Below are 26634 nucleotides of genomic sequence, written 5' to 3' on the forward strand. Positions count from 1 at the left end.
TATCCCATTAATTACCAACTGAGTCTAACGCTCACTACCAAACTTAAGAAAATTGTGCAATTAGACTTAGGTATGGAGAGAGCGTGGAACCGAGCTGCAATTTATTTCATTCTTGTCTTAACAATCATATCCGACATCTCCGGACCCTCTACTGAACCGTTCGTATAATTTTTGCTTTTTTCAACAATCACCTGTGTAGAGGCACCGATTGGCCCAACCCCAACACCAAGCTTGACACTGGTTTTATTTTCTTTATTCGAAAATCCCACTTCTCCTCCCGCGCTGAGAAGACTCAGTTCACCCACTACGGTCACTGTTGTACAGGTATCCTGATTGCAACTTGGTTTCGACCGGAAAAAAGTCTGTCCTTTTGCCGCAGAAACCCGGGCACCCACACTAAACCCCTCAGAGGATACATTGCCAGTAACATCGCCAGTAAACAAATCCACGCGGCTGCCACCCTCGGTTTTTAAAACCTCGAGACGGGTGGAAGCTGCAACACTGACTGAGGGTATGCCGCTTTCCGTCGTGACCTGGACAGCCGACACACTGGTCGACTTCGTCAATTCCACTTGTATATTTTCGCTCAGCTTTACAGGCTCCACAAAGGAAACACTGTTCGAAACAGCTGCTGTTCTATCAGCGTCTCGGATGCTGAGACCAGGTTTATTAAAAAAGCCAATACCGCCAGTTGGAATTTGTTTCTGGGGGGCAGTGGTATATCGACCCGTCTTGGGATCACGCCAGCGTGTGTTGTCTTTCTTATCTTTTTCTTTCTGTTTTTCTTTAGTAGGTATAGTCAATTTGGTACGTTCAGCTTTGCTCGAAGAAGCGCTTGTTTTTTCTTTAGCCACTTTCTTTTGAGGGGGAGTATTCTTTGCTTTTTCAGTAAGAGCCGGTCTTTTCAGCGATAAGGGCAATGTTGCAGGCAGAGCCGATTTCTGTAAAAGCACTGTTTCCTCGATATCCATTGATACAGGCTGCTCTCGAGCAGGAGCAGGCTTATTGACTGCCTCATCCAACTGCTTGCTGAACTGTCCTTTCTCTCCTGAGTTATATACAGGGATGGCATCAGGCTGTTTGGCCGTTCCAACCGTTGCTTTCACGTCCTGACCATTCGTTTGCACGCCAACTCCCACACCGCCTTTAAATACTTCTTTAACTGCTTGTTCACCAACTTTTACGACACTCTTTAGCACCTTGGTTCTATTTTTATGTACGCGCTCCTGTTTCACCTCGTCTAAACCGCCAAATTGACGCCTCCCTATCTTTACAGCAGTTTCCTGAGCCAGTGTAAATATTTCTCTGCCCTTCGCAATCTCATTTGGGGGAAAATTACCTCCCGCTGTTGCAAAACAGGCGTTAATAAAAGAATCCCTTTGTCTGTCAGTGGCAGTAGTTTCCAGATGTTGATTACAAATCATCGTTAGTTCCGTTTTTTGTTGTCCATTCAGAGGCGCATACCCTGCTTTTTTGAATTCCTTGTCAATTTTCTCTATAAAAACCTGTACTATGAGGTTGGCTTGAGGCACGCTATTTAAATATTTAACCGTTTGTACAGTGACTGGTTTTTGAGATTCGTATTGAGCGAGCAAGGCTTTGGCAGCGGGTTCAGCTCTATTAGATTCCATGTATCGGGTTGCCGAGCGGATCAGACGTTTTTCATGCCTTTTTGAACTACCACCCTGATCTTTCTCAAACTGTACACGCATCGCTTCTTTTGCAGCGCTATCATGATAGGCAGGATCCCCGCCCCAAAACTTACAGGCCAAAGTATCAGCCATTCGTTGAGCAATAGCCTGTATACCTCCTCCAGCATGCCGCTCGGTCTTAACTAATTTCTCCGCAGTCAGGGAGTCGTCCCATTTTTCAAACGGAACAAGCGGTTCGACTCTGGCTCTTTTAACTCGGGAGCTTTCATCGCCATCATCATCTGCTTTTCTTTTTCCAGTGCTTTTTTCGCCAGTTATTTCTGCCAGTCTCTCTGTCAGTTGATCGAGATCCATCACTTCCTGCCATTCTTTGACCTTCTCAGCAATGTCGTAATCCTCATAATCCTGCTCACTGCCGCTCCATAGAACGCGCTCATTGCCATCATCATCCTGCACGGTTAATTTGACCCTTTTGTCCTGATGATTCATATAGGCATGGATACCCCCAGCAGCTCCTGAAGCCAGTGCGGTAGCAACAAGAGTAGCAGGCTCGAGGTTCTTACCCAAAGGCTGCTGAAGAATTATGTTTTCAGTTAGCGTTGAAGTCACCTGGCTGCTGGTTGCGGCTGTCGCGGCGGTAAGTGACTGGTTAACAACCGCTTTGAGCGCTGAGCTGGCAGGATTAATCAATTTACTCAGTACAATTTGAGATGCCTTCGAGGTCCACTCGGAAGTTTTATTACCCACAACATTCGTAATTCCACCAACTACCACCTCACCCATCAATTCTTTTCCAGAAGGCAGCTTCTTATTATCAACTACTGCTTCCATGACTTTTGCAGTAGGTCGACTCAAGGCACCTGCCAGAATTATGGCCTTATACCCTTCTCCAACCAGAGCCGCAGGACCACCGCCCGCGAGAGTCGCAGTTCCATTAATCAGAGCTGTTTTAAAATAGTCACGTGTACTGCAATTTTTATCCTGTAGCACTTTTATGGCAGTTCCAGTCGCTGAGCTCATTAATACAGCTCCCGCGACAGGATTTAAAGTCCCCACTGCCACAGCAGCCACCATCTGAACCCCTGAAAATGTCAATTTAACTATCTGGTTACTAGTGACGCCGCCCATCAGGCCATAAGATACACCAATAACGACTTTTTTCCCTGAAGGCATCACATCAACAACTTCCACCTGCCTGGGCTTCAACGTCTTAAACTGCTCTTGGATGAATGTACAGAGAAGTTGCTCGTTATTCTGAGAAGCCGGAAAAGCAGATAAGGATTTAAATGACTCAGTTAACTGGTAATCATTGGTTCTGAAGGACTCACTTGATGTGCGCAACTTAAACTGCAACCGTCCCTCATGAAGGGAAACAGAAATGGTGTATTTTTGGAAATTCTCAAATTTTACTTTCATGTTGGACTTAGGGGAAACAAAATGCGTCATTATAACACATTATTGTCATCATGATGATAATATGCACACAAAGACCTTAAATTAATTCGTTAAATGCAGCCTGAGAGACTCCATTTCAGGAATATCAAAATTATCCTTGTTTGAAACTTCATAAATATTGACAAAATCGAGTGCATTGTGCATGATCTGCATCTTTTGATATATAGTCCGTAGCCTGAATAGAATGAATGGCTGCTGTCTTACTCAGTGGAGATTTTAAGTGGCAAATATTAAGTCAGCAATTAAACGCGCCCGTCAAAACATTAAATTGCGCCAACATAATGCCAGTGCGCGCTCAATGTACCGTACTTTTGTTAAAAATGTACTGAAAGCCGTTGAAACAGGTGACCATGAAGCAGCTAAAGCAGCTTATGCCAAAGCACAACCTGTTATTGACAAAGCGGCTGGCAAGGGTCTGATTCATAAAAATAAAGCAGCCCGTATTAAAAGCCGTCTGAGTGCTCGTATCAAAGCAATGTCTGCCTGATTTTGTCTGAGTTCTCGCATCACTGCATGCGAGAACGCCTTCTCTCCTTATAACTTTCCCCAAATTTAAATAGTTATCTATTGCTCTATGTGATTGCAAATTACACTGAACCGCCATAAACTTTACATATAGTTACTTTCTTTTATTCATTCTGACTAGCCGTAAGTAAGGAGAATTCACATGGATGATAAAAAGCCTGTCAGCGTTCAAAATGAAGAAGCTAGTAGTCACCATCAAGGAAACTATAAGACGGAAAAACCTGGCGAAATTACTAAAAAATCGCAAGGTCCCAAAGGCAATCAAATTCCAGAGCCCGATCAAAAAAAATTTGAAGAATAATGCGCGACCCGAATGTTGTGATTCATAATGAAAGGAGCGCATTATGCCTGATAAAAGCTTCAACATATGTGACACAGACATCCCTCTCGGAACAATTAAAAAAATAATTTATAAATTCAGCAATCTATATACCCAAAAACCTTTAGAAATTCCTATTCATGTCAACCATGGAAAAGAAGTCGGGCCACGTTTATTTATTTTAAGCACGATTCATGGGGATGAGCTAAACGGCATTGAAATCATTAACCGGTTTCATGCGCATCCAGCATATAAAGAGATCTCGGGAACCGTCATCAGCATACCGGTAGCTAACCCCTATGGATTAATTCAGTGCAAACGTGAAATTGGAAAGAAGGACTTGAATCGATCATTTCCAGGTTCAGAAAAAGGAAGTCTGGCATCGAGACTAGCCTGTTTTTATACCAATGAAATAATTAAAATCTGTGATTATGGTCTTGATTTGCATTCAGGTGGCAAGCGTCTGCTCAATTTTCCTCACATCAGGATTTGCAATGATGCTAAAGATTCCAAAGCACTGGCAAGCCACTTCGGCGTTCCTGTTGTCAGCACTGCTCTTAAAGCGAACTCTTTGCGAAAAACTGCTTATGATCACAAAATCCCCTTTCTGGTATATGAAGCGGGTGAGGCCTCAAGAATTGATTACTCCGCTGTTCAAACCGGTCTTCAGGGTTTGCTGAATGTACTATGCAGTTTAAAAATGATAAGTGAGAAATGGTATCGAAAGGATAAAGAAGTTCCTTTTTACGATAAATTGGAATGGGTACGAGCTCCAGCCAGCGGTTTGTTCCTGGCCAAGGATAATCTGAATAAAGAAATTGAAAAAGACGAGGAATTAGGAAAAATACTGGATCCTTTTGATCTTGGTCCATCCCAATCAGTAAAATCGCCGCAAACCGGAGTAATCATTGCAAAATGCAGCTCACCACTGGTTAGCGAAGGTGACGCCTTATTTCACATTGCTAAGATAAAATAATGTGAAAGCCTGGATACTAAATGATTAAATTGCGTGCAACTATATCATTTTTATTGCTCTTCTTGTCAAACCGTTTTTAGGGAACTGGAAGATATACATCGAAACGGATTGTTTTGCCTGGAATATTAGAATTCGCCGGAAACAAGGGAGGAAGGGATTGCGGCCATTTTACAACCACTTTATTGCGGACTCTTTTCCTGGCAATCTGCAATAACTGATTTGCATCGTAATCACTGCCAATCAGCTGCTGCAGCACCTGCAAATCTTTTTTTACAAGTGCTGATTTTTGCCGCACCGGATGCATGGGATCGATATAAATGATATCAGGATACTGCTCTTCCTTTAATTCTTTCAAAAAGTGAATGGCATTGCACTGGAGAACTGATAAATGGAGGGTATTTTCAGACAGTTCATCGCGGCGCATTAAGGCATCCTCTAATAATGCCGCAATCACCGGATTTCGCTCCAGCATCAGAACGCTGGCTCCAAAAGAAGCAAGGACAGCCGCATCCCGTCCCCAGCCTGCTGTGGCATCGATTATGCGCAAACCGGCTTGTGGTTTGCATGCCCGAACCAGACCCTGCTTTTTGCCCTCGTTTTTGCGAGCTTGCCAATAGCCAAGATCAAAATTCGCCTGCTGGGCTGTAAAAGGACCAATTTTGAGTGATAAACCATTGCTGGCGACAAGCAACTGGTTCTTTGCTGATAAACTGATGGGCAAATTCAAGCGCTTTGACAACTCTTCCGCTTGTGAATGCTGCAGATCGTTTTCATAGACAATGGATAAATTTTCAATCATCCCTGTCCTTGCAAACTTTCCACATAGTCCAGCAAGGAGTGGTAAACAGGAACTTCCGGATAATTCATTAGACCTACCCGATCAGTCATGGGCGAAAGCACCATGACTGGCGTGGCGCCAGCTGCCATTGCTGCCTGGATATCGGATACTCTGTCGCCAACGAAGGGAACCCCTTCGAGAGAACAGGAAAACCTTTTTGCCAAGCGTTGCAATAAACCAGGCTCTGGTTTGCGGCATGAACAGCCCTCATCCGGCATGTGAATGCAATATTCGATGGCAGCTATTTCACCCCCCACCGCCTGTAACTCACCAAGCATTTTCTGATGTATACGTTCCAGCGTTCTTTCAGTGTAATAACCGCGCGATACGCCGGACTGATTGGTGGCAATACCTAACAAATACCCTGCGCGAGTCAACCTGGCAATAGCCTCTTTGCTGCCTGGCAAGAAATTAAAATCATCCTCGCAGCGAATATAGTTGATTGAATCGGAATTAATAATTCCATCCCGATCCAGCAAAATCACTTTATTCATGATACCGTCTGTAATACCGAAATATCTGCTACACTCTGGAGCAGTACCTGTAAACGACTCAGCAAAGCCAAGCGATTGGCCTTGATTTTTTCCTCGTCGACCATAACCATCACTCGCTCAAAAAATGCATCAACCGCGGTTTTTAAACCGGCTAGTTGATTTAATATCAGCGAATATTTTTTAGTTTCCTGCCAGCTTCTGGATCGTTCCTCAACTTCGAGAAGAGAAGCATAAAGATGCTGCTCAGCCACTTCGGAAAACAGGCTGGAATCTACATGATTATCATTGCTTTGCTGCTGCAGAATATTGCTGACACGCTTACAGGCCGCCGACAGTGAACTCGCTTCGGGCAAGTTAATAAAATGCAGCAATGCCTGAATTCGTTGATCAAAATCATAGAGATTGTCAGCCTGGCGCGCACGAACTGCCAGTACGATATCGTTGCTTACAGCTTGTGCCTGATAATAGGAATGCAAGCGTTCCAGAATAAAGGCTTGAATTTCTTTCAAAGCCGGCTCATTCGCATCAATCAGACGGCCATAAGCGCTGATTGATGCCTCAATTAATTCAGAAAGATTCAACTCAGTGTTATTAGTCACCAGCATACGCACTATGGCTAAAGCATGCCTTCGCAGCTTGAAAGGATCTTTCATACCAGTCGGCTTCTGCCCAATTGCAAAAATTCCGACCAGGGTATCCAGGCGATCAGCCAAAGACAGTGCGCGGCCAAGAGAAGACTGAGGAAGACCATCACCCGCAAAGCGCGGAAGATACTGTTCATTAAGAGCGACAGCAACGTCCAGCTTTTCACCATCATGTCGGGCATAATAGTATCCCATAAGGCCCTGTAATTCCGGGAACTCACCAACCATACCGGTCATCAAATCACACTTGCTAAGCTCTGCTGCACGCATGGCCTGTTCTCTGTCTAAACCCAGAGGCTTTATGAGATGTTCCATAATCCCTTGAATGCGGAGCGATTTGTCGAGCAAACTACCCAGTTTTGCCTGAAAAATTACTTTCGAAAGTGAATCAAGGTGTCTGGAAAGTGTCTGCTTTTTATCCTGCTCAAAAAAGAAAGCCGCATCACTTAAACGAGCGCGCATAACCTTTTCATTACCCGCGATCACCTGCTTCGGCTTTTTGCTTTCAATATTTGAAATTGCAATAAACAAGGGCATCAACTGCTGGCTTTCATCCTTCAGTGGAAAACATTTCTGATGTGATTGCATAGAAGCGATTAATGCTTCGGGAGGCACATCCAGAAAAGCCTGATCAAAACTGGCTAACAGGGCCTGTGGCCATTCAACAATTGAGGTCACCTCATCCACCAGCTCTTCAGGCATGATGGCTGTTCCTCTGGCCTCTGCTGCTGTTTTTTCAATCTCATCAACTATTAATTGACGGCGTTTGCCAAAGTCAGCAACAACCGACGCACTATGTAAAGCTTGTTCATAATCGGCAGGCTGGTCTATTTGAACAGCATGAGGATGATGAAAACGATGTCCGTAGGTGATGCGTCCTGTCGCCATACCAAAAATGCTTGCTTTAATGATTTGCTTACCCCAAAGCATAACAGCCCAGTGAACAGGTCGAGAAAACTCATCATCACCTGTTCCCCAGCGCATGGGTTTTGGTATCGGCAAATTAGCCAGTGCCTGTTGGACCAGTGCAGGCAGTAAGGTTTCGCTGGGTGCTCCAGGTGAATGACTTTCATAAACAAACCATTCACCCTTATCGGTTTTGCTGCGGCTAAGCTGTTCAACGTCTACTCCACAGGAGCGCGCGAACCCCAGAAGCGCAGGAGTGAATTTACCCTCCGCATCATAAGCCGCAGCGACTGCCGGACCTCTTTTGACTGAGGTTTGAGAGGGCTGTTCTTTGGCCACTTTGCTTATCAGGACAGCAAGGCGCCTTGGCGTAGCAAATGATTTAATTTCATCATAAGCAATTTCGGCTTTTTCTAAAGCATCCTTCATGTTATAGGCTAGTTCTTTAGACAGAGGCAAAACAGAGCCGGAAGGCAACTCTTCACAACCCAATTCAAATAAAAAATCATTGACCATGTTTACACCTTTAATAAAGGAAAGCCCAAGGCTTCGCGTGCCTGATAATAAGCCTGTGCAACCGACCTTGATAATTGGCGCACACGCAGAATATAGCGCTGTCGCTCAGTCACGGAAATGGCATGCCGCGCATCCAGTAAATTAAAGGCATGTGACGCTTTAATAACCATTTCGTAAGCTGGTAAAGGCAAGCCCAGTGCGATTAGTTTTTCAGCTTCAGTTTCGTAATAATCAAACTGACTGAATAAGGCTTCCACATTAGCTTGTTCAAAATTATAGGCCGACATTTCCACTTCGTTCTGATGAAACACATCGCCATAAGTCACTGTTTTGTCCTGAGTCTTGCACCAGGGCAAATCAAAAAGATTATCTACGCCTAAAACTGCCATGGCGATACGCTCAAGACCATAAGTGAGCTCGCCAGTGACTGGTTTACAGCTTAAGCCGCCCACCTGCTGGAAGTACGTAAACTGAGAAACCTCCATCCCATTTTGCCAGACTTCCCAGCCTAATCCCCAGGCACCTAAGGTAGGAGACTCCCAATTATCTTCTACGAACCGAATATCATCGGTTAAGGGATCAACTCCCAGAGCGCGCAGTGAATCAAGATACTTTTCCTGAATATCCAGTGGAGACGGCTTCAGAATCACCTGAAACTGATAATAATGCTGTACGCGATTGGGATTATCCCCATAGCGCCCGTCCGCAGGTCTTCTGGATGGCTGGACATAGGCCGCAGCCCAGGGCTCTGGGCCAATCGCTCTCAGGAATGTCGCCGGATGAAAGGTGCCGGCACCGACTTCCATGTCCAGGGGCTGTAATATCACGCATCCCTGATTGGCCCAGAATTGTTGCAAGGTCAAAATAATGTCCTGGAAAGTCGATGGTTTATTCATTCTTATCTCATTTACTCTATGTTTCAGCAAAGTGTAGCAAATATGACATTACTAAAAGAAGTCGTTCTTCTAAAGCAATTCTTGACTTCTATGTTCTGCCGCTTATTCGGCGCCGTTTCATAAATAATCTGTCGTCTTTGCGAACGAAGTGAAGCAATCCAAATCTAAACTTGAGCAAGGTCAGGAGCTGGATTGCTTCGCTAACGCTCGCAAAGACGGCTTTTACATTTATCTTTTTTATGCAACGAGGCCGAACAAGTCCCGGAACGTAGAAAAAACCTATAATGATTGATATACATCAATTTATTGTTTCATGCGTATTAGCCCTGCTCTTTATCAAAGGCAGGGCTAATACAACCCGGTAATATTAATTACTACCCGCTTTCTTAATCAGATCAATCAATGCCTCTTCACTGGCGGCTCCTGGAATGAAAGCTGGCTCACTGCCTGCCTTAAAGCTGCCGTTGGGTGTCGATGCAACGATAAATGCAGGCGTTCCCATTAAATGCAGTTTTTCAGCTAATTGACGATTGGCTTCCAAAGCATCTGTTACTGTTTTGCTATTCATATCCGCAGCAAACTTGGTCATATCCAGACCAGCCGCTTTCGCCGCATCATTAATGCTTTGATCAGTAACTTTTTGATCCTGATTAAACAAGGCATCATGCATCGCTTTGTATTTGCCCTGCATCGCAGCCGCTAAAGCAGCGCGGGAGGCCTGTTCAGAGCTTTTTCCAAAAATAGGAAATTCTTTGTAAATGACACGCAGGTTAGGATCTTTTTGTATCAGTCCACCGACAATAGGCGCCATTTTTTTGCAGTGGATACACTGATAGTCAAAAAATTCAACCAGGGTGACATTGCCATTGGGATTACCCAAAACAGTTAATTTGTCGCTGAACAAATCGTTAGCATTGGTTTGAATTGCAGCCTGAGCCTGTTGCTGCATGTTTTGCTGTTGTTTTTGCTGCAATGCCTGGGAAGCTTCAATCAACACTTCGGGATTATTAACCAAATAATCATGAATGACCTGCTCCATCGCTTTTTTTTGCGCGTCCGGTATGGAAGCGGTTGCGGCAGTGTCTGCTGCGGTGTTGCTATCTGCCATAGCCATTGGAGAAAACATTGCAGTAATTAATGCGCCAGCTGTTAACAGTCCTGAAAATTTCACGAAAAATCCCCTTAATTTATAGTCCACATTGCTGGTGCTCCATCACATGAACTGTGGAGCCACCCGTTTCAATTTTCCGGATGAACCGTAGCATCAGCAGATTTTAATTTCAAGTTAATTTTAAACCTCTTGCGGTGTCAGATTGGCGTAAGCAAGCACGAGCCATTTTACTCCATGGCTTTTGAATTTAACCTGTACACGCGTATGAGCCCCGTTTCCTTCCACAGAAATAACCACGCCTGTTCCAAATTTGGCGTGAGAAACTGCCTGACCCAATTGTAATCCGGCATCTTCCGCCAAACTGGCTGTTATGGCTTTGGGAGTAACTGGCTTCTGGAATTGCGTTTTTACCCTTAATTCGTGCAAAAGCTCTGAGGGTAATTCACGCAGGAAGCGAGAAGGACGGTGATACTCTTCACGACCATACTGCCGCCTGACTTCCGCATAAGTCAGAAAAAGCTCTTCCATTGCCCGAGTCATCCCAACATAGCATAGTCTTCTTTCTTCCTCGAGCCGTCCAGGTTCCTCAATAGACTGCTTACCGGGAAAAACTCCTTCCTCCATTCCGCTTAAAAACACGACCGGAAACTCCAAACCCTTTGCCGCATGAAGGGTCATCAGATGGACATAACGCTCATGCTCTGCCGCCTGCATTTCGCCCGCTTCAAGCGAAGCATGGGCTAAAAACGCAACCAGTAAAGGCAATTCCTCATCATAATCATCCTGCTCATAGCGAAACTGTTTGGCAGCACTGATTAACTCCTGCAGGTTATCCAGACGCGATTCAGATTTATCCCCCTTCACTTTCGCGAAATGAGCATACAGGCCGCTTAAATTGATAACTTCATTGAATTGTTCATCAAGTTCAAGCCCTGCGATTCGCTGTTGAAGATCTTTTATTAAATCCAGAAAACGGGCCAGGGCACTGCTTGCCCGCTGAGTCAGTGTGGAATTATTAATTAACAGTTCAGCTGCCTGCCAAAGCGAGATTTGCTCTGTTTTAGCCAAATGGCGGAGCTCATCCAATGTTTTTTCACCTATGCCGCGTGTCGGAAAATTAACCACTCGCTCAAACGCGGTATCATCGTTTGAGTTGGCCATCAAGCGCATATAAGCCAGGGCATCCTTAATTTCTGCTCGTTCAAAAAAGCGCAGCCCCCCATGAATTCGATAAGCAATTCCTGCATGCAGCAGTGCTTCCTCCAGAACGCGGGATTGCGCATTGGAACGATACAAAATCGCCACCTCATCGGCACTGCGTCCCTGGCTCAATGCAAGGCTAATGCGATCACTGATAAAGCGTGCTTCATCCAGCTCATTAAAAGCGCTGTAAACGACAATCTTTTCACCCGCTCGCCCCTCGGTCCACAGTTCCTTACCCATTCGAGACTTGTTGTTGGTTATTAAAGCGTTAGCCGCTTCAAGGATGGTCGACGTGGAGCGGTAATTCTGCTCCAGACGAATCGTTTCCGTATTGGGATAATCCCTGACAAACTGAGCGATATTTTCGACTTTCGCGCCCCGCCATCCATAGATCGACTGATCATCATCCCCCACTGCCATAACCACTGCCTGCTCACCGGCTAATAAGCGTATCCAGGCATATTGAATGGTATTGGTGTCCTGAAACTCATCAACTAGAATGGCGTTAAACCGCTGGCGGTAATGCTCAAGGATATCCGGATTATTACGCAGCAATTCATGCGTTCTAAGCAGGATCTCGGCAAAATCAATGACGCCTGCGTTCTGGCAGGCTTGCTCATAGGCCTCATAAATGCGAATCAGAGTGCGGGTAGGCCCATAGCTTTGTGCATGAATATGCGAAGGACGCAGGCCCTCATCTTTTTTACCGTTAATAAAGGATTGAGCCTGCTTTACTGGCCATTGCTCTTCATCAAGATTAAGTGAAGCAATCACGCGCTTCAGCAGACGAGCCTGATCATCACTATCGAGAATATGAAAAGTTTCCGGCAGGCGCGCTCTTTCATAATGGCGGCGCAGCATGCGATGGCAAAGTCCATGGAATGTACCTACCCATAAACCATGAACCGGACTGTTAAAAATCTGAGCGAGCCGGCTGCGCATTTCTCCAGCAGCCTTATTCGTAAAGGTCACAGCCAGAATAGAGGAAAAGGGCATGTTATAATGTGAAACCATCCATGCTATCCGGCTTACCAGTACTCGAGTTTTCCCGCTGCCAGCACCCGCTAAAACCAGAACATTTTTTAAAGCAGCAGTGACGGCTTCATATTGTTTTTGATTCAAACCCTTTGTTAATGTTTCTACCGTCATGCATGACTCCCACTTCAAAAAATGAGCTATTATCTTAAATTTAGTGGAGTTAAAGCAATATTTATGGAATGTTTTCCAATTCCGATAAACAAGTATATGATTAGTAAAAAGGAAGATGAGCAAAACTATGCATACCCTATACCCACCCATTAAACCCTACTATGTCCATGAGCTCCCCGTTGCGCACCCTCATGTATTGTATGTTGAGGAAACAGGAAATCCCGAAGGTTTGCCGGTTATAGTATTGCATCCAGGGCCAGGGGCTGGAGGTGACGCCTATCTCAGGCGCTTTTTTGATCCGCAGGTTTATCGCATCATTCTATTCGATCAGCGCGGTTGCTGCCGCTCCACCCCGCATCTTGAGCTTAACGACAACACGACGCAGTCGTTACTGGACGACATCGATGCTATTCGGGATTACCTGGGGCTTCAGCGCTTTGTTTTGTCAGGCGGAGGCTGGGGAAGTTTATTGGCATTACTCTATGCCGAACTCTATCCTCAGCAAATCTGCGGCTTATTGTTACATCGTATTTTTTTAGGCAGACAACAGGATATTGACTGGTTTTATCGCCAGGGCGCTAATTTGATCTATCCCGATTACTGGCAGGAGTTTACTCATCTTATCCCCGAGACGCAGCTTGATGAAGTACCCGCTTATTATACCAGCCGCTTGCAGGGGCTTAATGAATTAGGACGTATGTCCGCGGCAAAAAACTGGACACTGTGGCTGGCCCGCTGCAGCAGCCTGCAACCTCATCAAAACCTGATTGATCAGTATAGCGACCCGCATTTTGCCCTGACCCTTGCTACCCTCGAAACTCATTATATTAACAATCGCTATTTTATTGAAGAGAACCAGGTACTCAAGAATGCCAGCAAACTGCGCCATATCCCGGCCTATCTGATTCATGGACGTTATGACATGGTATGCCCTTTATCGGGTGCCTTGACCTTGCATCAGGCTCTGCCCGCTTCCAATTTAAGCATTGTGCGCGATGCAGGCCATTCAGACAGGGAGGCAGGAATTATTGATGCCTTAATATGCGCAAGCAAGGAAATGTCTCGCCAGAGATCAGACGCATGCTGACGGTTATGCTCTGTCATGTGTTTTTAAAAATTTTTTATAACTCTCCAGTTACGTCATCCTGAGTGTAGCGAAGGACCTCAAGCTGCTTAGAACTGAGCCAGACTCAGGAGATCCTTCACTTCGTTCAGGATGACGTTGAGACGATTTGATTGAATTAAAATCAAACTTATCCATAACCTGGGGAGTTACAATTTTTGTATCCATTCACAACATTTTGAATCCTTTAGGGGAAAAGACAGATTTGAGCGCAGGTTGGACGATCTCGATTAAAAAAAAGCGCAGCATACATCAGTATGTGAGCAGTTTTTTTAATCGAGATCGTCCAAGATGCACCAAATATGGCTTTTCGGTGAACGTGGTGAATAGTTATCAATTTTTTTCATATTGTGGCGAAACCAGAGATAGTGGTAACATGAATTTTCCATGACTCGGAACAATTGAAATATCATGCGTTTAATGGCAGTTTTATCCACATGCGCAAGCTCATTCCTGCTTGCCTCCTGTATCCATAAAGGCCCGAACCCTGTTGACCCTTATGAATCCATTAATCGCGAGACTCACAAATTCAATATGGCATTTGATGCCACATTTCTGAAACCGCCGGCCCGCCTTTACAAAGCGGTTTTACCAGGACCTGTTCGCGCCAGCATTAACAATGCCTATGAAAATGTGAATATGATTCCCACAGTAGGCAATGATTTGCTGCAGGGGGAATTACGTCAGGCAGGCAAAGACACCTGGCGCTTCCTGATTAACTCCACCTTAGGTATCGCCGGATTTTTTGACCCTGCCAGCCGAATGGGATTGCCGCCGCACAGTAATGATTTGGGCCTCACGTTTGCAAAATGGGGTAATAAGGAATCCCCCTATATTGTGATTCCATTCCTCGGTCCAAGCACTTTCCGCGATGGTATGGGCATGCTGTTTGAATATCCTCTGCTAACGCCATATCCTTATCTGGACAGCACTGTTCTGACCAATACGCTTATTGGAGTGAGATATGTTGATCTGCGCTCCCAATTATTCGATACCGAACGGCTTATGGATGAAGCGCTGGATAAATATGCCTTTATCCGCGATGCTTACTTACAGCACCGTAACTATCGAATTACTGGCGAACAAGAACAAACTGGTGACTCAGAGTCTCTGTATGTTGAAGAAAACGGAGAAAATGGAGAGAAGCTAAGCAGTAATTCAGCTCTGGGTAGTGATTATGTCGATGAATAGGGTAAAATTGGCCCACCCATCTACATTGGTCTAAGTTTTGTATGTTGCATATTGCGCTTTATCAGCCTGAGATTCCACCCAATACCGGCAATATTATTCGTTTGTGCGCCAATACCGGCGCGCAATTGCATTTAATTCATCCTCTGGGTTTTGAGATGGATGACAAGCGCATGCGGCGAGCGGGTCTGGATTACCATGAATGGGCCAATGTCATTCACTATGAGAATGAAGCGGCATTTGTTAATCAAAACAGCAGTCGGCGTATTTTTGCCTGCTCCACCAAAGGCAGCGTACCCTATAACCAAATCACCTATCAGGATGACGATCTATTACTATTCGGACCGGAGACGCGTGGTTTGCCCGCTGAATTAAGAGAGCGCTACAGTGCCATTCGCATTCCGATGAAGGAAAACAGCCGCAGCTTAAATCTTTCAAACTCGGTCGCTATTATTCTTTATGAAGCCTGGCGGCAATTAAACTTTGTTTGACTTGGTGCTACCCGTAAACATAGTCTTCGAGAGAAAGCTTTGACTCGAAGACTACTGAACCTCATTTTTCAGATATCATTTACGGCCTGATTGGAATCACTGACCCGTAACTCCAGCCACATCGCGTTTAATACTGCAAAAGTGCAGGCCAGACCTGTACCTAAAATCCAGGAAAAATACCACATAATGCCTCCTAATAGCCCATTGCGGAATTATTGTTAACAGTCTCTGTGGTCACCTTGCCCCTAAGGACGCGATAAACCCAGGCCGTATATAAAAGAACCAGCGGCAATAAAATCAGAGTCGCAAACAGCATAATTGTTAAAGTCAAAGCACTCGAAGAGCTATCCCATACCGTTAAACTTTGTGAGGGATTGCTGACAGAAGGCAGAATGAAAGGAAACATGCTGACTCCCACTGTAGCAATAATGCATGCCACAGTCAGTGCGCTGAATAAAAATGCAATTTTCTGTTTTTTAGAACATACAATAGCTAGCAAAGCCGATAACAGTCCGCCTGCTGGAACAAGCATTGCCCAGGGCTTTTGATAATAATTGAAAAACCAGGCTTCCGGCACCCTGACCACCGTTTTATAAAGAGGGTTAGAGGGTCCATCCTGTGGAATCGGATGCGCCAACGCATAGCCGTCAATTCCCAGATAAATCCAGACGCCAGCCGCTGCAAATAAAAGAATTACCAGTATAGCACTTGCTCGCGCAGCCATCGTTGCACGGTTTTGTACAGCCCCCACTGTTTTGACTGTCAGGAAAAACGCCCCATGCATGGCCAGCATGGCGACCGACAATACGCCACATAACAAAGCAAAGGGATTTAGCAGCTCCATGAAAGTTCCGGTATAGAAAGGACGCAGGCTCGTATCAAAATAGAAGGGAACCCCCTGTAATACATTTCCCATAGCCACACCAAAGATCAATGCTGGCACTACACCGCCGATAAAAAGTGCTTTATCCCAATTATTTCTCCATCGTATCGATGGCAGCTTGGAACGGTATTTAAATCCGACTGGCCGCAAAATCAATGCGAGCAGTACCAGCAGCATCGCAAGGTAAAAGCCGGAAAATGACAGCGCATACAATGCGGGCCAGGCGGCAAAAATCGCGCCGCCTCCGAGAATAAACCACACCTGATTGCCTTCCCAGGTTGGAGCAATACTGTTAATCAGGATTCTCTTTTCAGTATCGTCTTTGGCGAGCCAGGGCAACCACATCACCACGCCCAAATCGAAGCCATCCATCACCGCAAACCCAATTAATAAAAGTCCCAAGAGAATCCACCATATTACTCGCAGCATTTCGTAATCGATAATCATCTTACTCTCCATGTATCAGGCTGTCAGGACCAAGGCGTATGGCCTTAACCATTAAATAAACCTCAATAATCGCCAGTATCGTGTAAAAAATGATAAAACCGGCCAGAGAGGTCGCGACTTGAGAAAAGCTGACTGACGAGGTGGCAATGTAGGTGGGTAAAATCCCCTGTACAACCCAGGGTTGCCGTCCATATTCAGCAACTATCCAGCCCAGTTCTGCGGCAATCCAGGGCAAAGGAAGCGACCAGAAAGCCACATGGAGATACCAGCGAGTGGTGTGCAGCCTGCGTTTTATAGACAAATAAAATCCCACTGCAAACAGCAAAATAAAGAAAAAACCGCAGGCAACCATGATGCGAAATGAGAAAAACAGAGGCAGCACTTTCGGCTTGAGATCATTTGCCGCCGAGTTGATCTGCTCTTCCGTAGCATCGCTTACATTTTCCGTATATTTTTTCAATAAAAGCCCGTAGCCTAAAGCATGACGATGTGCTTCAAACTCAGCTTTTGCCTGACTATCCTGCGGGTTTTGCTGAAGTACCGCCAGGGCTTTATAGGCAAGCATCCCTTCACGAATATTCTGTTTCCCTTCATCAATTAACTCTGCGATACCCTGCAAAGGCTCACTAATAGAACGTGTGGCAATTAATCCAAGCGCATACGGCACTTCAAAGCCATAATCGGTGGTTTGTGTTTTTTCATTTGGAATACCGAAAACCGTCAGGCCCGCCGGCGCTTTTTCGGTGTGCCACATCGCTTCAATTGCAGCGAGCTTCATTTTCTGATTGCTGTTGGCGACATACCCGCTCTCGTCTCCGAGAACTACCACCGACAAAGCTGATGCGAGGCCAAAAGAAACCGCGACTGTCATCGAACGTTTGGCCATATCAATATGGCGCCCGCGCAGTATAAAATAAGCGCTGATAGCCAAAACAAAAATGGCGCCGGTTACATAACCCGCACTGATTGTATGAACAAATTTAGCCTGGGCAACTGGATTAAACATGACTTCGGCAAAATCACTCACTTCCATACGCATCGTCTGGTAGTCAAATGTGGCGCCAACCGGATTTTGCATCCAGCCATTCGCAATCAGGATCCATAACGCCGATAAGTTGGTTCCTAAAGCCAAAAGCCAGGTACAGCACATATGCTGAAGTTTCGATAATTTATCCCAACCGAAAAAAAACAGGCCGACAAATGTGGCTTCCAGAAAAAAGGCCATCAGCCCTTCCAGCGCTAAAGGAGCCCCAAACACATCACCCACATAGTGAGAGTAATATGCCCAGTTGGTGCCGAACTGAAATTCCATGGTCAGTCCTGTGGCCACTCCCAACACAAAATTGATACCGAATAGCAGCCCCCAATATTTAACCATCTGGCGCCAGATATCACGCCCTGTCATTACATAGACAGTTTCCATAATGGCCAAAAGCAAAGACAATCCGAGAGTTAAAGGAACGAAAAGAAAATGGTATAGCGCGGTTAATGCAAATTGTAAGCGGGATAAATCGACAACTTCACTGGCAGGAATCATAGCTCACCTTAGTAACTGAAGTTAAAAAAACAAAGCCCTTGTTCGATCAAAGAATTAATGTTCTGCGATAGCCTCCATAGTCACCGGTGAACCAAATAGATATTGCTTGAACGATTGGGGCTTTTCGATGTGGTGGAAACAACAGAACCACAAAGCAGTCAGAAGGACTATTTTTACCGCAAACGTAATCAGAATTTCACGGGAAAAGGAACGCATATCAGGCTCAGCAATTTGAAGACAAATAGTTTAACTGAAACAAAGACTCAGCACCAGTTTGAGTTCGCGAATTATCCTGAAATCACTTGCGAACTACACCGAGAAACATCTATTGATTTCCACCTGCGAGGAAAAGCATTGTTGCTTAATAAAACCAGGCAACTAAGCTGTCGTCTTTGCGAGCGTTAGCGAAGCAATCCACGGCATCACCCCGCTCAAAGCTTGGACTTGATTGCTTCACTTTGTTCGCAAAGACAGTCTTTTGTAACGCTATTTTCATTTACAAAACAATGCCGCAAGGAAATGACGGAGTTCTCCAGATAACTATGGTGCTAATTTTTTCTCCAGACAGCACATATACTCTCCTGCGATATCCAGACCAGATACCTGCGTTATTTCTCTGATGCAAGTGGGGCTGGTTACATTAATTTCAGTCAGATAATCGCCAATCACGTCAATGCCTACGAAAAACAGGCCTTTTTCACGCAGAGTCGGCGCAATCTGCTCGCAAATCCAGCGATCTCTGTCGTTTATATCGACTACTTCACCTCTAGCCCCTGCAGCCAGATTGCCGCGAATATCCCCCTTTGCAGGAATTCTGGCCAAAGCATAGGGAACAGGAGAGCCATCGATTAATAAAATGCGTTTATCACCAAGGGTTTTGATTTCCGGGATGTAACGCTGCGCCATAATGCTCACTGTTTCATCTCGGGTCAACACCTCAAGGATAACCGATAAATTACTGGCTTTTTCATCAACATGGAAAATGGCATTCCCACCCATGCCTTCAAGAGGCTTATATACCACCTGCTGATGCTGCTCCCAGAACTGGTACAAGCGGTCAATATTTTTAGTCACCAGAGTTAAGGGACAGCATTGTGGAAACTGGAGAGTAAAAAACTTCTCATTGGCATCGCGTAAACTTTGCGGCTTATTAGCCACCAGCACCCCGGCCTTTTCTGCAAGCTCCAAAGCATAAGTCGCATAAATATATTCCATATCGAAAGGAGGATCCTTTCGCATCAGAATAATATTGAACTCATTGAGCGAGCGCTCGGCTCTTTCACTCACCTCCGCCCAGTTGCCAGAGTGCTCATCCCCCACCCTGATTGAGGCGACCTGTGCGAAAGCCTGACCCTGTTTGCAGGAAATATCGGCAGGGGTAAAATAATAACACTTCCACCCCAATTGCTGGGCGCTTTGCAGCATGGCGACAGTAGAATCTTTATACGCCTTTATTGAATCCAGAGGATCCATCAAAACAGCCAGCTTCATTATTCGCCTCCAATTGCAGCGATTTCCCTTGCTGCCGCAAGCGCCGCTAACCGTGCGATGACGCCATAGGCGTAAAAACGGTTGGGGTACTCAACAGGTGGTAAATCACCTCTTGGCATGTTGCAGGGTTGTGAAAATGCCAAAGGCTCAAAATGCATGCCCGGCGCATTCAGATTTTCATCACTGCCCCGCCCCTGATGCACGCGGTAAAAACCACCGACTACAAATTGCCCCATCATATACACTACTGGTTCGGCAACGGCTCCATCAGGCATGGTTTCAAAGGAAAAAACACCTTCCTGCAAAATGACGCGCTCAACTTTCTGGCTTCCTTTACTCGCCGCCATACGGGTACGCTGCTTACGATTCAGCTGACGCAATTCATTCGCATCATGCACCATCATAACGCTCATGCCATAAGTCCCATTATCCGCTTTAACAGCCAGAAATGGCTTTTCGTCAATACCATAAGTCCGGTATTTGTCCTCAATTTGTTTTAAAAGCATATCGGCTGCTGCAGCCAGATTTTCCAGTCCTTCCTGAGCCATAAAATCAATCCCATCCACCGCGGTGAAATACGGGTTAATCAGCCAGGGATCCAGATTGATTAATTCACAGAAATCGCGCGAAACCTCATTAAAAAAACCAAAATGGCTGGATTTCAAACGCGAAAACCAACCGAGTTTGGCAGTGGGACGTATACGCTGCTTAATGCCATCGAGAATGGGAGGAACGCCAGTGGACAGATCATTGTTTAAAACAATGAAACAGGGATCAAAATCATGCAGGCCGACCCGGTCCTCGTGCCGTATCAGGGGTTCAATCACTAAACTGTTATTCCCTTCCAGCTCAATTTCAACAGGAATCGATAAGTCAGGATCCAGACTGCCAATTCGGACATTAAATCCTGCCTGCATCAAAATATCTCTTAAGACGGCAAGGCTTTGCATATAGAAGCGATTACGCGTGTGGCTTTCGGGTAGAATCAGTATACGCCTGCAGGTCGGCAGATAATCAATTAATACCGCCTGAGCCGCCTGCACGCAAAGGGGTAAGAAATCAGGATTTAGATTATTGAATCCAGCAGGAAATAAATTGGTATCCACTGGAGCAATCTTGAAACCGGCATGTCTGAGATCAACAGATGAGGTCAGAGGGGGCGGAGTCATTCGCCATTGTTGTCTGAACCAGTCTTCAATATCAGCGATCCGGCTCAGTATCACTTCTTCCACATGGTACAGTGGGCCGCAATGAGCCGTAAATAAACTGGGTACCGGTACATCGTAGTGATGCATGAGAATACTCCTCAGCGATTAAACTCAAGCCTAATGAGACAGCCAGGTTTTTCTAATTATTATTATTTAAAACAAGTAGCAGATTGTTTGCATAGATTCGATAAGCGTAGCGCATCCAGGTTTTTAGACGCAAGACATTAATCATTTATTTGCATATGCCCAGGAATACTCAGCTAATTTCCGCCTTACGCCCACTGCCATTAAGTTAAGGAATTATATCCTTCCCGCGAAGGCGGGAATCCATTCTTCTATTGGCATTATAGCTAGCTCAGAGATGGTTCCCCGCCTTCGCGGGGAAGACAGTTTAATTTACAACTGAGCTTAACTTAATGGCAGTGACCCCTACGCCCTGCGGCTTGTCCGCAGGGTCCAGTGTTTCTCTATGAGTCTGGTTCCCTCGGACAAGCCGAGGGACGTAGAAGCTAAGAGAAATACAGTTTGTCTGAATTTCTGTTATGATGACTCATCCGAATTGACGCAATATAATCATGCTTAATCAATTAATAGAACAATATGCAGCACAAATCGACACTTTTCAATACTTGCTCGTTTTAATTAATGCCCTGCTGCATCTGTTATTTGCCGGCGCGGTAGCCCGTGATGCCGGCAGCCTCTATCAGTTGGGCCAGCGGCCTGCTCTGGTTTCTGCAGCAACTTGGGCTTTTGCGACGCTGCTTGGCGGCGTAATTACTGCCGCAATTTACTGGTTTATTCACCACTCCACACTAACACGACCTACATTGAGAGAGAAAAGCCATGAACGAACATAAGATTGCCACAATCGATGTCCATGAACTAAAGCAACGGATGGAAAAAAACAGCAAGCTTTGCCTGATTGATGTTCGTGAAGACTATGAGTGGCAGAACTATCGCATTCGAGAAGCCCTTCACATTCCCAAAGGGGAATTGGCCGCACGCATTACTGACGAAGTAGCCGATAGGGCTGAACCCATTTATCTGCACTGTCAGGGTGGAGTCCGGTCGCTGGCTGCAGCCGATACCCTGATGCAAATGGGCTATCAGGAAGTGTATTCAGTCAATGGTGGAATTGCCGGCTGGAGTATGGCGGGTTATCCGATAGAGAAGTGAGGATGTGCTGGGCTTGGAAGCCCAGCGTATGCCTGTGTGCGATATCAGGTGGAAGGACCTTCAGGAACAAATTCTTCCTCAGCTACCGAACTTTTTGAAGTAGAAGCTGACGCTTTTCCACCACCAAGAAACATATGAGATAAACCACCCGTGATGCTGGATAAAATACCTGAGTTGCCGCCTTTTGCCTTCAGCGCTTCTTCTCTGGCTCTTTTTTCTTCTTCCAGTTTTGCCTTTCTATTTATTTCATTTTGCAGTTGATCTTTCTCAGAGTGAGCCTGATTTTTTAAAGCAATAAGAGTAGTGCCAAATTCCAGATGCTTAAAGATTACTCCTTCTTTCCCTGCTCTGTCGTCCTGGATAACAAATTTATGATCGGTTTTCTTACCTTTGAGTTCATCACCCGCTTCATAAATTTCTGCGGAAAACGATTGATGGGCAGTATTCAGAATTCGATAAGCAGTTACAGGATCCATTGGATTTTTCTTATCTTCGGGCTTCAGAATTGTGTCGAGCGCGCGAAAAAGAGAACTTCCTTTGTTAAGAATACCGCCTTTTGGATTCAGCCGTGGATAGTCGTCGTAAACCATCTTGCGGACTGTCAGCATAACCCCTGATAAACAATCGGCTTTCTGATCATCTGAGTAATCTACACTCAAACTGTCCAGATGAGCGATGTAAGTGTTGATGAACTTGACATCACCGTAACGCTCCAATTCTTTGATATCACCAACGGAGTGGTCTGAGTTCATTTGAAGTTGTTGTTGTTTCCAAGCCTCTTTGAGCGCAGTCCAACTCAGTATTTCGTAAGCCATAATTTTCTCCTTAAACTCCATATTCCAAAAGTGAGGGCTTTCCTCACGATACCCAGTGTAAACTAATTATTTCCGTTCGTCATGACTTTTCTTTAAACGACTTAACTAAATTACAACCTCTTGTTTTTACATCAGGTTTAGGAAAAACTCTGATGAAAAATCTTTATTTCTCTTCGCCTCTGCTTTAGGATGACGCTTTGCTTCAACAGAAAGGAAATCAAATGAAGAAATACCTTAGTGTACCCCTGATGCTGCTCACCAGTATCGCCTGGGCAGAAACCAAACCACCTGCGCTGGTTGTTCAGATTGTGGTGGATCAGCTTCGAGGGGACCTGCTGGAACGCTATAAAAGCAAATTTGGCGCAGAGGGTTTTAACTACCTGCTGAGTCATGGCATCAATTACCAGAATGCCCATCACCCCCATGCGCATACCGTAACCTGTGTTGGTCACGCGACTATTGCGACTGGCAGCTTCCCGGCTCTTCACGGTGTGGTGGCCAATGACTGGATCGATCGTCAGACAGGTCAGTCTGTTTATTGCATGGAAGATTTAAACAGCAAAATTATTCCAACCTCTCACACAAAAAAAGAATTGCCAGGACGCTCCCCGCGTCAATTGCTGGCCTCCACTCTCAGTGATGAATTAGTGCTCGCTCAAAAAGGTCAGGCATTCGCCGTTTCCTTAAAGGATCGCGCGGCAATCACTCTTGCAGGCCATGCGGGTCAGGCCTATTGGTTTGATCGAAGCAATGGCGGTTTTATCAGCAGCAGTTATTATTTGACCCAATATCCGCAGTGGGTCATTAATTGGAATGCTGATTATCAGGATCAGAATGAAACCTGGTCGCTAAGTAGACCAGTCAATCAATATACTTTCGCCAAATCGGCAGGCTTTCCTAACCGCTCCTCCAAGGACTTCGGCAAAGGATTCCCGCACCATACAGGTGAACCGGGTAATGAGGAATATTACGAATTTTTATCGATGACCCCCAAAGCGGATGAATTAACCGCTGATTTTGCCATTCACCTGCTTAAAGAAGAAAAATTAGGTAAAACGGCCAATACAGTCGATTATTTAGGCATTAGTTTCTCTGCTGTCGACGCAGTGGGTCATGAGTTTGGGCCAAACAGTCTGGAGTCAGAAGATAATTTGCTACGCCTTGACCAGACGATGACCAAATTACTCAAAGCGATTGATGCTCAGGTGGGACTTGCCAATACCCTAATCGTACTCTCGGCAGATCATGGAGTTAGTGACTCGCCAAGCTATCTTTCTGAACACCATATGCCACAGGCCAATGCTTTAAATGAGAGTGAACTGCGTCAAAAAATAGAACAAACTTTACTTAAGCGGTTCCAGCTGCCGGCTAACTCGCTGCAAGCGATTATGCCTCCCTATGTGTATCTCAATCATGAAGTCATCCGCTCTCATAGTATGGATATTGATCAGGTAAACGCGACCCTGGTTGAAACACTGGGCAATTTCCCCGGTGTCTTTCAGGCTTATGCGCTGTCCTTAGCCAATACTCAACACGACTGGCTTAGCGATAAGGTGATTCGTATGGCTAATTTAAGCCGCGCAGGCGATCTTTATCTGGTGCCGCCTCCTTATCAATTGAGTGAAGATCAGGAAGGCCAGAAAGTCGATCATGGAACGCCCTGGCAATACGACAGTTATGTGCCGCTTCTTTTTGTTAATGCTCAATTTGAGGCGCAAACGATTACTCGTCCTGTCTATACAACAGACATTGCCACTACTCTGGCAGCGGTGCTGGCCATCAAATCGCCTTCTGCCGCCGTAGGACAGCCTTTAGCGGAGGTAACGCGTTTTTATGACAATAAAGCTTGAAAAGCGTTAATTTATGGCTAATTAATAAATAAGAAAGCTCAATTCATCGCTTATCGATTCACTGCGAGCCTGACGATAAAGATTCAAATCGCCAGGCTTGCAAAACGATCGGTTCAATACCAAGGAATGGTGGTTAAAATGAATAATTTGAAAACTTTAATTCTTCTGGCTGCATTAACAGCCCTTCTCATGGTAATTGGCCGTTTATTAGGCGGCTATGGCGGCATGATGATTGCCTTGATTTTTGCAGTCGTTATGAATTTTGGCGCCTACTGGTTTTCAGACCAGATTGTATTGCGAATGTATAAAGCACAACCACTGGATGAAAGCCATCCGGTTTACTCGATTGTCTCCCAACTTGCCAATCGAGCACAAATTCCCGTACCCAAAGTGTATATAGTTGATACCCCCGTACCCAATGCCTTTGCTACAGGACGAAGTCCGGAACATGCCAGCGTTGCCGTAACGACTGGAATATTATCGAGACTTAGCCAGGAAGAGCTGACAGGGGTACTCGCTCATGAAATTTCTCACGTGACTCATCGGGATACACTAATCAGCGTCATTGCCGCTACCCTGGCAGGTGCGATTAGCGGTATCGCTAATATGTTCATGTTTTTACCAATGGGCCATGACTCTGATGGAGAGCGAAGTAATCCGATCGGCGCGATATTAATGCTGATTTTAGCGCCGATGGCAGCAGGCCTGATTCAAATGGCGGTTTCTCGCTCAAGAGAGTACGAGGCCGATATAGGCGGAGCTAAACTATCTGGTCACCCTTTATGGCTGGCCAGCGCATTGGGTAAATTGGAAATGGCCAATCAGCAGGGTCAGTTTCCTGCGGCAGAAAGACATCCAACCACCGCCAATTTATTTATTGTCAATCCATTAACCAGCCAACGTCTGACCGCCCTTTTTTCAACTCATCCGCCAACTGCTGACCGGATTGCAAGATTACAGGAAATGGCGCAGGGCGGCTTTTAATCACTTGCGTTAGCAGGATATTCTAAGGATAATTCAGTCCTAGTATTTTCATTATCATGAGTATTGTATGGGACAACTTGGGCAATTTATTGTTAATCACTGGGCTTTATGGTTAGGCTTAATTCTCATTTTACTGCTCATTTTAATTAATGAAATTCAATCGCAGAAAAAACGTGCCAAGGAAGTGTCGCCACAACAGGCTGTTCACTTCATTAATCGAGACGATGCAGTAGTAATTGACCTGCGTGATCTTGAAACTTATCGAAAGGGCCATATTATTAATTCTGTACGTGCCAGTGTAGAGGACTTTGAACAACAATCACTGGATAAATATAAAGACAAACCTATTATCCTGGTTTGTGCTAAAGGTTTACAATCTACGGCATTGGCTGCTAAATTGCGTGCACAGGGATTCACCGCGCCGATGATTCTGGCGGGCGGAATAAGTGCATGGCAAAATGCAGACTTACCTCTGGTAAAAGGAAAATAAACTATGGCAAGCATAATTATGTATAGCACCAGTTACTGCCCTTATTGTCTAAGAGCCAAGCAATTGCTTGATAGCAAAAAGGTCAGTTATCAGGAGATCCGCGTTGATGAAGAACCTGGAAAACGCGATGAAATGATTGCCCGCAGTGGACGCAGAACGGTGCCCCAGATTTTTATTGATGGACAGCATATCGGCGGCTGTGATGATTTATATGCCCTCGAAGATGCGGGTAAGCTAAATGAACTTTTACAATAACTAGGAAAAATA

General features: G+C 45.3%; 26 protein-coding genes. 12 read left to right on the forward strand and 14 right to left on the reverse strand.

Annotated elements, in window-relative coordinates; genetic code table 11:
• Positions 1–101: 101 nt before the first annotated feature.
• Entirely contained in the window at positions 102–3068 is a 2967-nt protein-coding gene (locus tag E1O89_RS10435; RefSeq protein ID WP_133140111.1) for a hypothetical protein, read from the reverse strand.
• Between the two features lie 259 nt (positions 3069–3327).
• On the opposite strand from E1O89_RS10435, the gene rpsT reads away from it, so the two are divergent.
• The 3 genes from rpsT (at position 3328) to E1O89_RS10445 (ending at position 4927) form a co-directional block, all read left to right on the forward strand.
• A complete protein-coding gene (gene rpsT / locus E1O89_RS10440; RefSeq protein WP_058507698.1) occupies positions 3328–3594 on the forward strand; it encodes a 30S ribosomal protein S20 in 267 nt (88 codons plus the stop codon).
• A 180-nt stretch (positions 3595–3774) separates the two neighbouring features.
• Positions 3775–3933, forward strand: coding sequence for a hypothetical protein (locus E1O89_RS15450; RefSeq protein WP_165483129.1), 159 nt, complete (start codon positions 3775–3777; stop codon positions 3931–3933).
• A gap of 43 nt (positions 3934–3976) precedes the next feature.
• Positions 3977–4927, forward strand: coding sequence for a succinylglutamate desuccinylase/aspartoacylase family protein (locus E1O89_RS10445; protein WP_133140112.1), 951 nt, complete (start codon positions 3977–3979; stop codon positions 4925–4927).
• A 76-nt stretch (positions 4928–5003) separates the two neighbouring features.
• Here E1O89_RS10445 and E1O89_RS10450 read toward each other — a convergent pair whose 3' ends face one another.
• From E1O89_RS10450 to uvrD, 6 genes are all read right to left on the reverse strand, one after another.
• Positions 5004–5726 carry a class I SAM-dependent methyltransferase gene (locus tag E1O89_RS10450; protein ID WP_133140113.1) on the reverse strand — a complete coding sequence of 241 codons (723 nt, stop codon included), beginning with the start codon at positions 5724–5726 and terminating at the stop codon, positions 5004–5006.
• A complete protein-coding gene (gene gmhB / locus E1O89_RS10455; protein WP_133140114.1) occupies positions 5723–6259 on the reverse strand; it encodes a D-glycero-beta-D-manno-heptose 1,7-bisphosphate 7-phosphatase in 537 nt (178 codons plus the stop codon). The genes E1O89_RS10450 and gmhB overlap by 4 nt, the downstream gene beginning before the upstream one ends.
• Positions 6256–8325 (reverse strand): glycine--tRNA ligase subunit beta, encoded by a 2070-nt coding sequence (glyS, locus tag E1O89_RS10460; RefSeq protein WP_133140115.1) that lies wholly within the window; start codon positions 8323–8325, stop codon positions 6256–6258. The genes gmhB and glyS overlap by 4 nt, the downstream gene beginning before the upstream one ends.
• Positions 8326–8327: 2 nt before the next feature.
• Complete coding sequence (glyQ, locus tag E1O89_RS10465) at positions 8328–9221, reverse strand: glycine--tRNA ligase subunit alpha (protein WP_133140116.1); 894 nt, start codon at positions 9219–9221, stop codon at positions 8328–8330.
• 367 nt (positions 9222–9588) lie between these two features.
• Positions 9589–10392 (reverse strand): DsbA family protein, encoded by an 804-nt coding sequence (locus E1O89_RS10470; RefSeq protein ID WP_058507704.1) that lies wholly within the window; start codon positions 10390–10392, stop codon positions 9589–9591.
• A 120-nt stretch (positions 10393–10512) separates the two neighbouring features.
• The gene (gene uvrD, locus E1O89_RS10475) at positions 10513–12684 is read right to left on the reverse strand and encodes a DNA helicase II (RefSeq protein WP_133140117.1); all 2172 of its coding nucleotides are present in this window, start codon (positions 12682–12684) and stop codon (positions 10513–10515) included.
• A gap of 127 nt (positions 12685–12811) precedes the next feature.
• Here uvrD and pip point away from each other — a divergent pair, with 127 nt between their 5' ends.
• The 3 genes from pip (at position 12812) to trmL (ending at position 15486) form a co-directional block, all read left to right on the forward strand.
• The gene (gene pip, locus E1O89_RS10480; protein ID WP_133140118.1) at positions 12812–13771 is read left to right on the forward strand and encodes a prolyl aminopeptidase; all 960 of its coding nucleotides are present in this window, start codon (positions 12812–12814) and stop codon (positions 13769–13771) included.
• A 447-nt stretch (positions 13772–14218) separates the two neighbouring features.
• A complete protein-coding gene (locus tag E1O89_RS10485; protein WP_133140119.1) occupies positions 14219–14998 on the forward strand; it encodes a VacJ family lipoprotein in 780 nt (259 codons plus the stop codon).
• Positions 14999–15039: 41 nt separating this feature from the next.
• Positions 15040–15486, forward strand: coding sequence for a tRNA (uridine(34)/cytosine(34)/5-carboxymethylaminomethyluridine(34)-2'-O)-methyltransferase TrmL (gene trmL, locus E1O89_RS10490; protein ID WP_133140120.1), 447 nt, complete (start codon positions 15040–15042; stop codon positions 15484–15486).
• A gap of 68 nt (positions 15487–15554) precedes the next feature.
• Here trmL and cydX read toward each other — a convergent pair whose 3' ends face one another.
• From cydX to gshA, 6 genes are all read right to left on the reverse strand, one after another.
• The gene (gene cydX / locus E1O89_RS10495) at positions 15555–15674 is read right to left on the reverse strand and encodes a cytochrome bd-I oxidase subunit CydX (RefSeq protein ID WP_222845433.1); all 120 of its coding nucleotides are present in this window, start codon (positions 15672–15674) and stop codon (positions 15555–15557) included.
• A gap of 5 nt (positions 15675–15679) precedes the next feature.
• The gene (cydB, locus tag E1O89_RS10500; protein ID WP_133140122.1) at positions 15680–16816 is read right to left on the reverse strand and encodes a cytochrome d ubiquinol oxidase subunit II; all 1137 of its coding nucleotides are present in this window, start codon (positions 16814–16816) and stop codon (positions 15680–15682) included.
• Between the two features lies 1 nt (position 16817).
• On the reverse strand, positions 16818–18353 hold the full coding sequence (locus tag E1O89_RS10505) for a cytochrome ubiquinol oxidase subunit I (protein ID WP_133140123.1): 1536 nt from the start codon (positions 18351–18353) through the stop codon (positions 16818–16820).
• Between the two features lie 54 nt (positions 18354–18407).
• Positions 18408–18569, reverse strand: a complete 162-nt coding sequence (gene cydP, locus E1O89_RS15455) for a cytochrome oxidase putative small subunit CydP (protein ID WP_165483130.1) — start codon at positions 18567–18569, stop codon at positions 18408–18410.
• A gap of 324 nt (positions 18570–18893) precedes the next feature.
• A complete protein-coding gene (gene gshB / locus E1O89_RS10510) occupies positions 18894–19844 on the reverse strand; it encodes a glutathione synthase (RefSeq protein WP_133140124.1) in 951 nt (316 codons plus the stop codon).
• Positions 19844–21139 (reverse strand): glutamate--cysteine ligase, encoded by a 1296-nt coding sequence (gene gshA / locus E1O89_RS10515; protein WP_133140125.1) that lies wholly within the window; start codon positions 21137–21139, stop codon positions 19844–19846. The genes gshB and gshA overlap by 1 nt, the downstream gene beginning before the upstream one ends.
• 488 nt (positions 21140–21627) lie before the next feature.
• Here gshA and E1O89_RS10520 point away from each other — a divergent pair, with 488 nt between their 5' ends.
• On the forward strand, positions 21628–21909 hold the full coding sequence (locus tag E1O89_RS10520) for a hypothetical protein (protein WP_133140126.1): 282 nt from the start codon (positions 21628–21630) through the stop codon (positions 21907–21909).
• Entirely contained in the window at positions 21896–22228 is a 333-nt protein-coding gene (locus E1O89_RS10525) for a rhodanese-like domain-containing protein (RefSeq protein WP_133140127.1), read from the forward strand. The genes E1O89_RS10520 and E1O89_RS10525 overlap by 14 nt, the downstream gene beginning before the upstream one ends.
• 44 nt (positions 22229–22272) lie before the next feature.
• On the opposite strand, the gene E1O89_RS10530 is transcribed toward E1O89_RS10525, so the two are convergent.
• Positions 22273–23043, reverse strand: a complete 771-nt coding sequence (locus E1O89_RS10530; RefSeq protein WP_165483131.1) for a hypothetical protein — start codon at positions 23041–23043, stop codon at positions 22273–22275.
• Between the two features lie 221 nt (positions 23044–23264).
• Here E1O89_RS10530 and E1O89_RS10535 point away from each other — a divergent pair, with 221 nt between their 5' ends.
• The 4 genes from E1O89_RS10535 to grxC all read left to right on the forward strand — a co-directional run bounded on the left by E1O89_RS10535 (position 23265) and on the right by grxC (position 26622).
• Positions 23265–24893, forward strand: coding sequence for an alkaline phosphatase family protein (locus E1O89_RS10535; RefSeq protein WP_133140129.1), 1629 nt, complete (start codon positions 23265–23267; stop codon positions 24891–24893).
• Positions 24894–25031: 138 nt separating this feature from the next.
• Positions 25032–25877, forward strand: a complete 846-nt coding sequence (gene htpX, locus E1O89_RS10540) for a zinc metalloprotease HtpX (protein ID WP_133140130.1) — start codon at positions 25032–25034, stop codon at positions 25875–25877.
• Between the two features lie 67 nt (positions 25878–25944).
• Positions 25945–26367, forward strand: coding sequence for a rhodanese-like domain-containing protein (locus tag E1O89_RS10545; RefSeq protein WP_112220198.1), 423 nt, complete (start codon positions 25945–25947; stop codon positions 26365–26367).
• Positions 26368–26370: 3 nt separating this feature from the next.
• Positions 26371–26622, forward strand: a complete 252-nt coding sequence (gene grxC / locus E1O89_RS10550) for a glutaredoxin 3 (RefSeq protein WP_112220197.1) — start codon at positions 26371–26373, stop codon at positions 26620–26622.
• Positions 26623–26634: the final 12 nt, after the last annotated feature.

This window comes from Legionella genomosp. 1, assembly GCF_900640215.1.
Lineage (GTDB): Bacteria > Pseudomonadota > Gammaproteobacteria > Legionellales > Legionellaceae > Legionella_C > Legionella_C quinlivanii_A.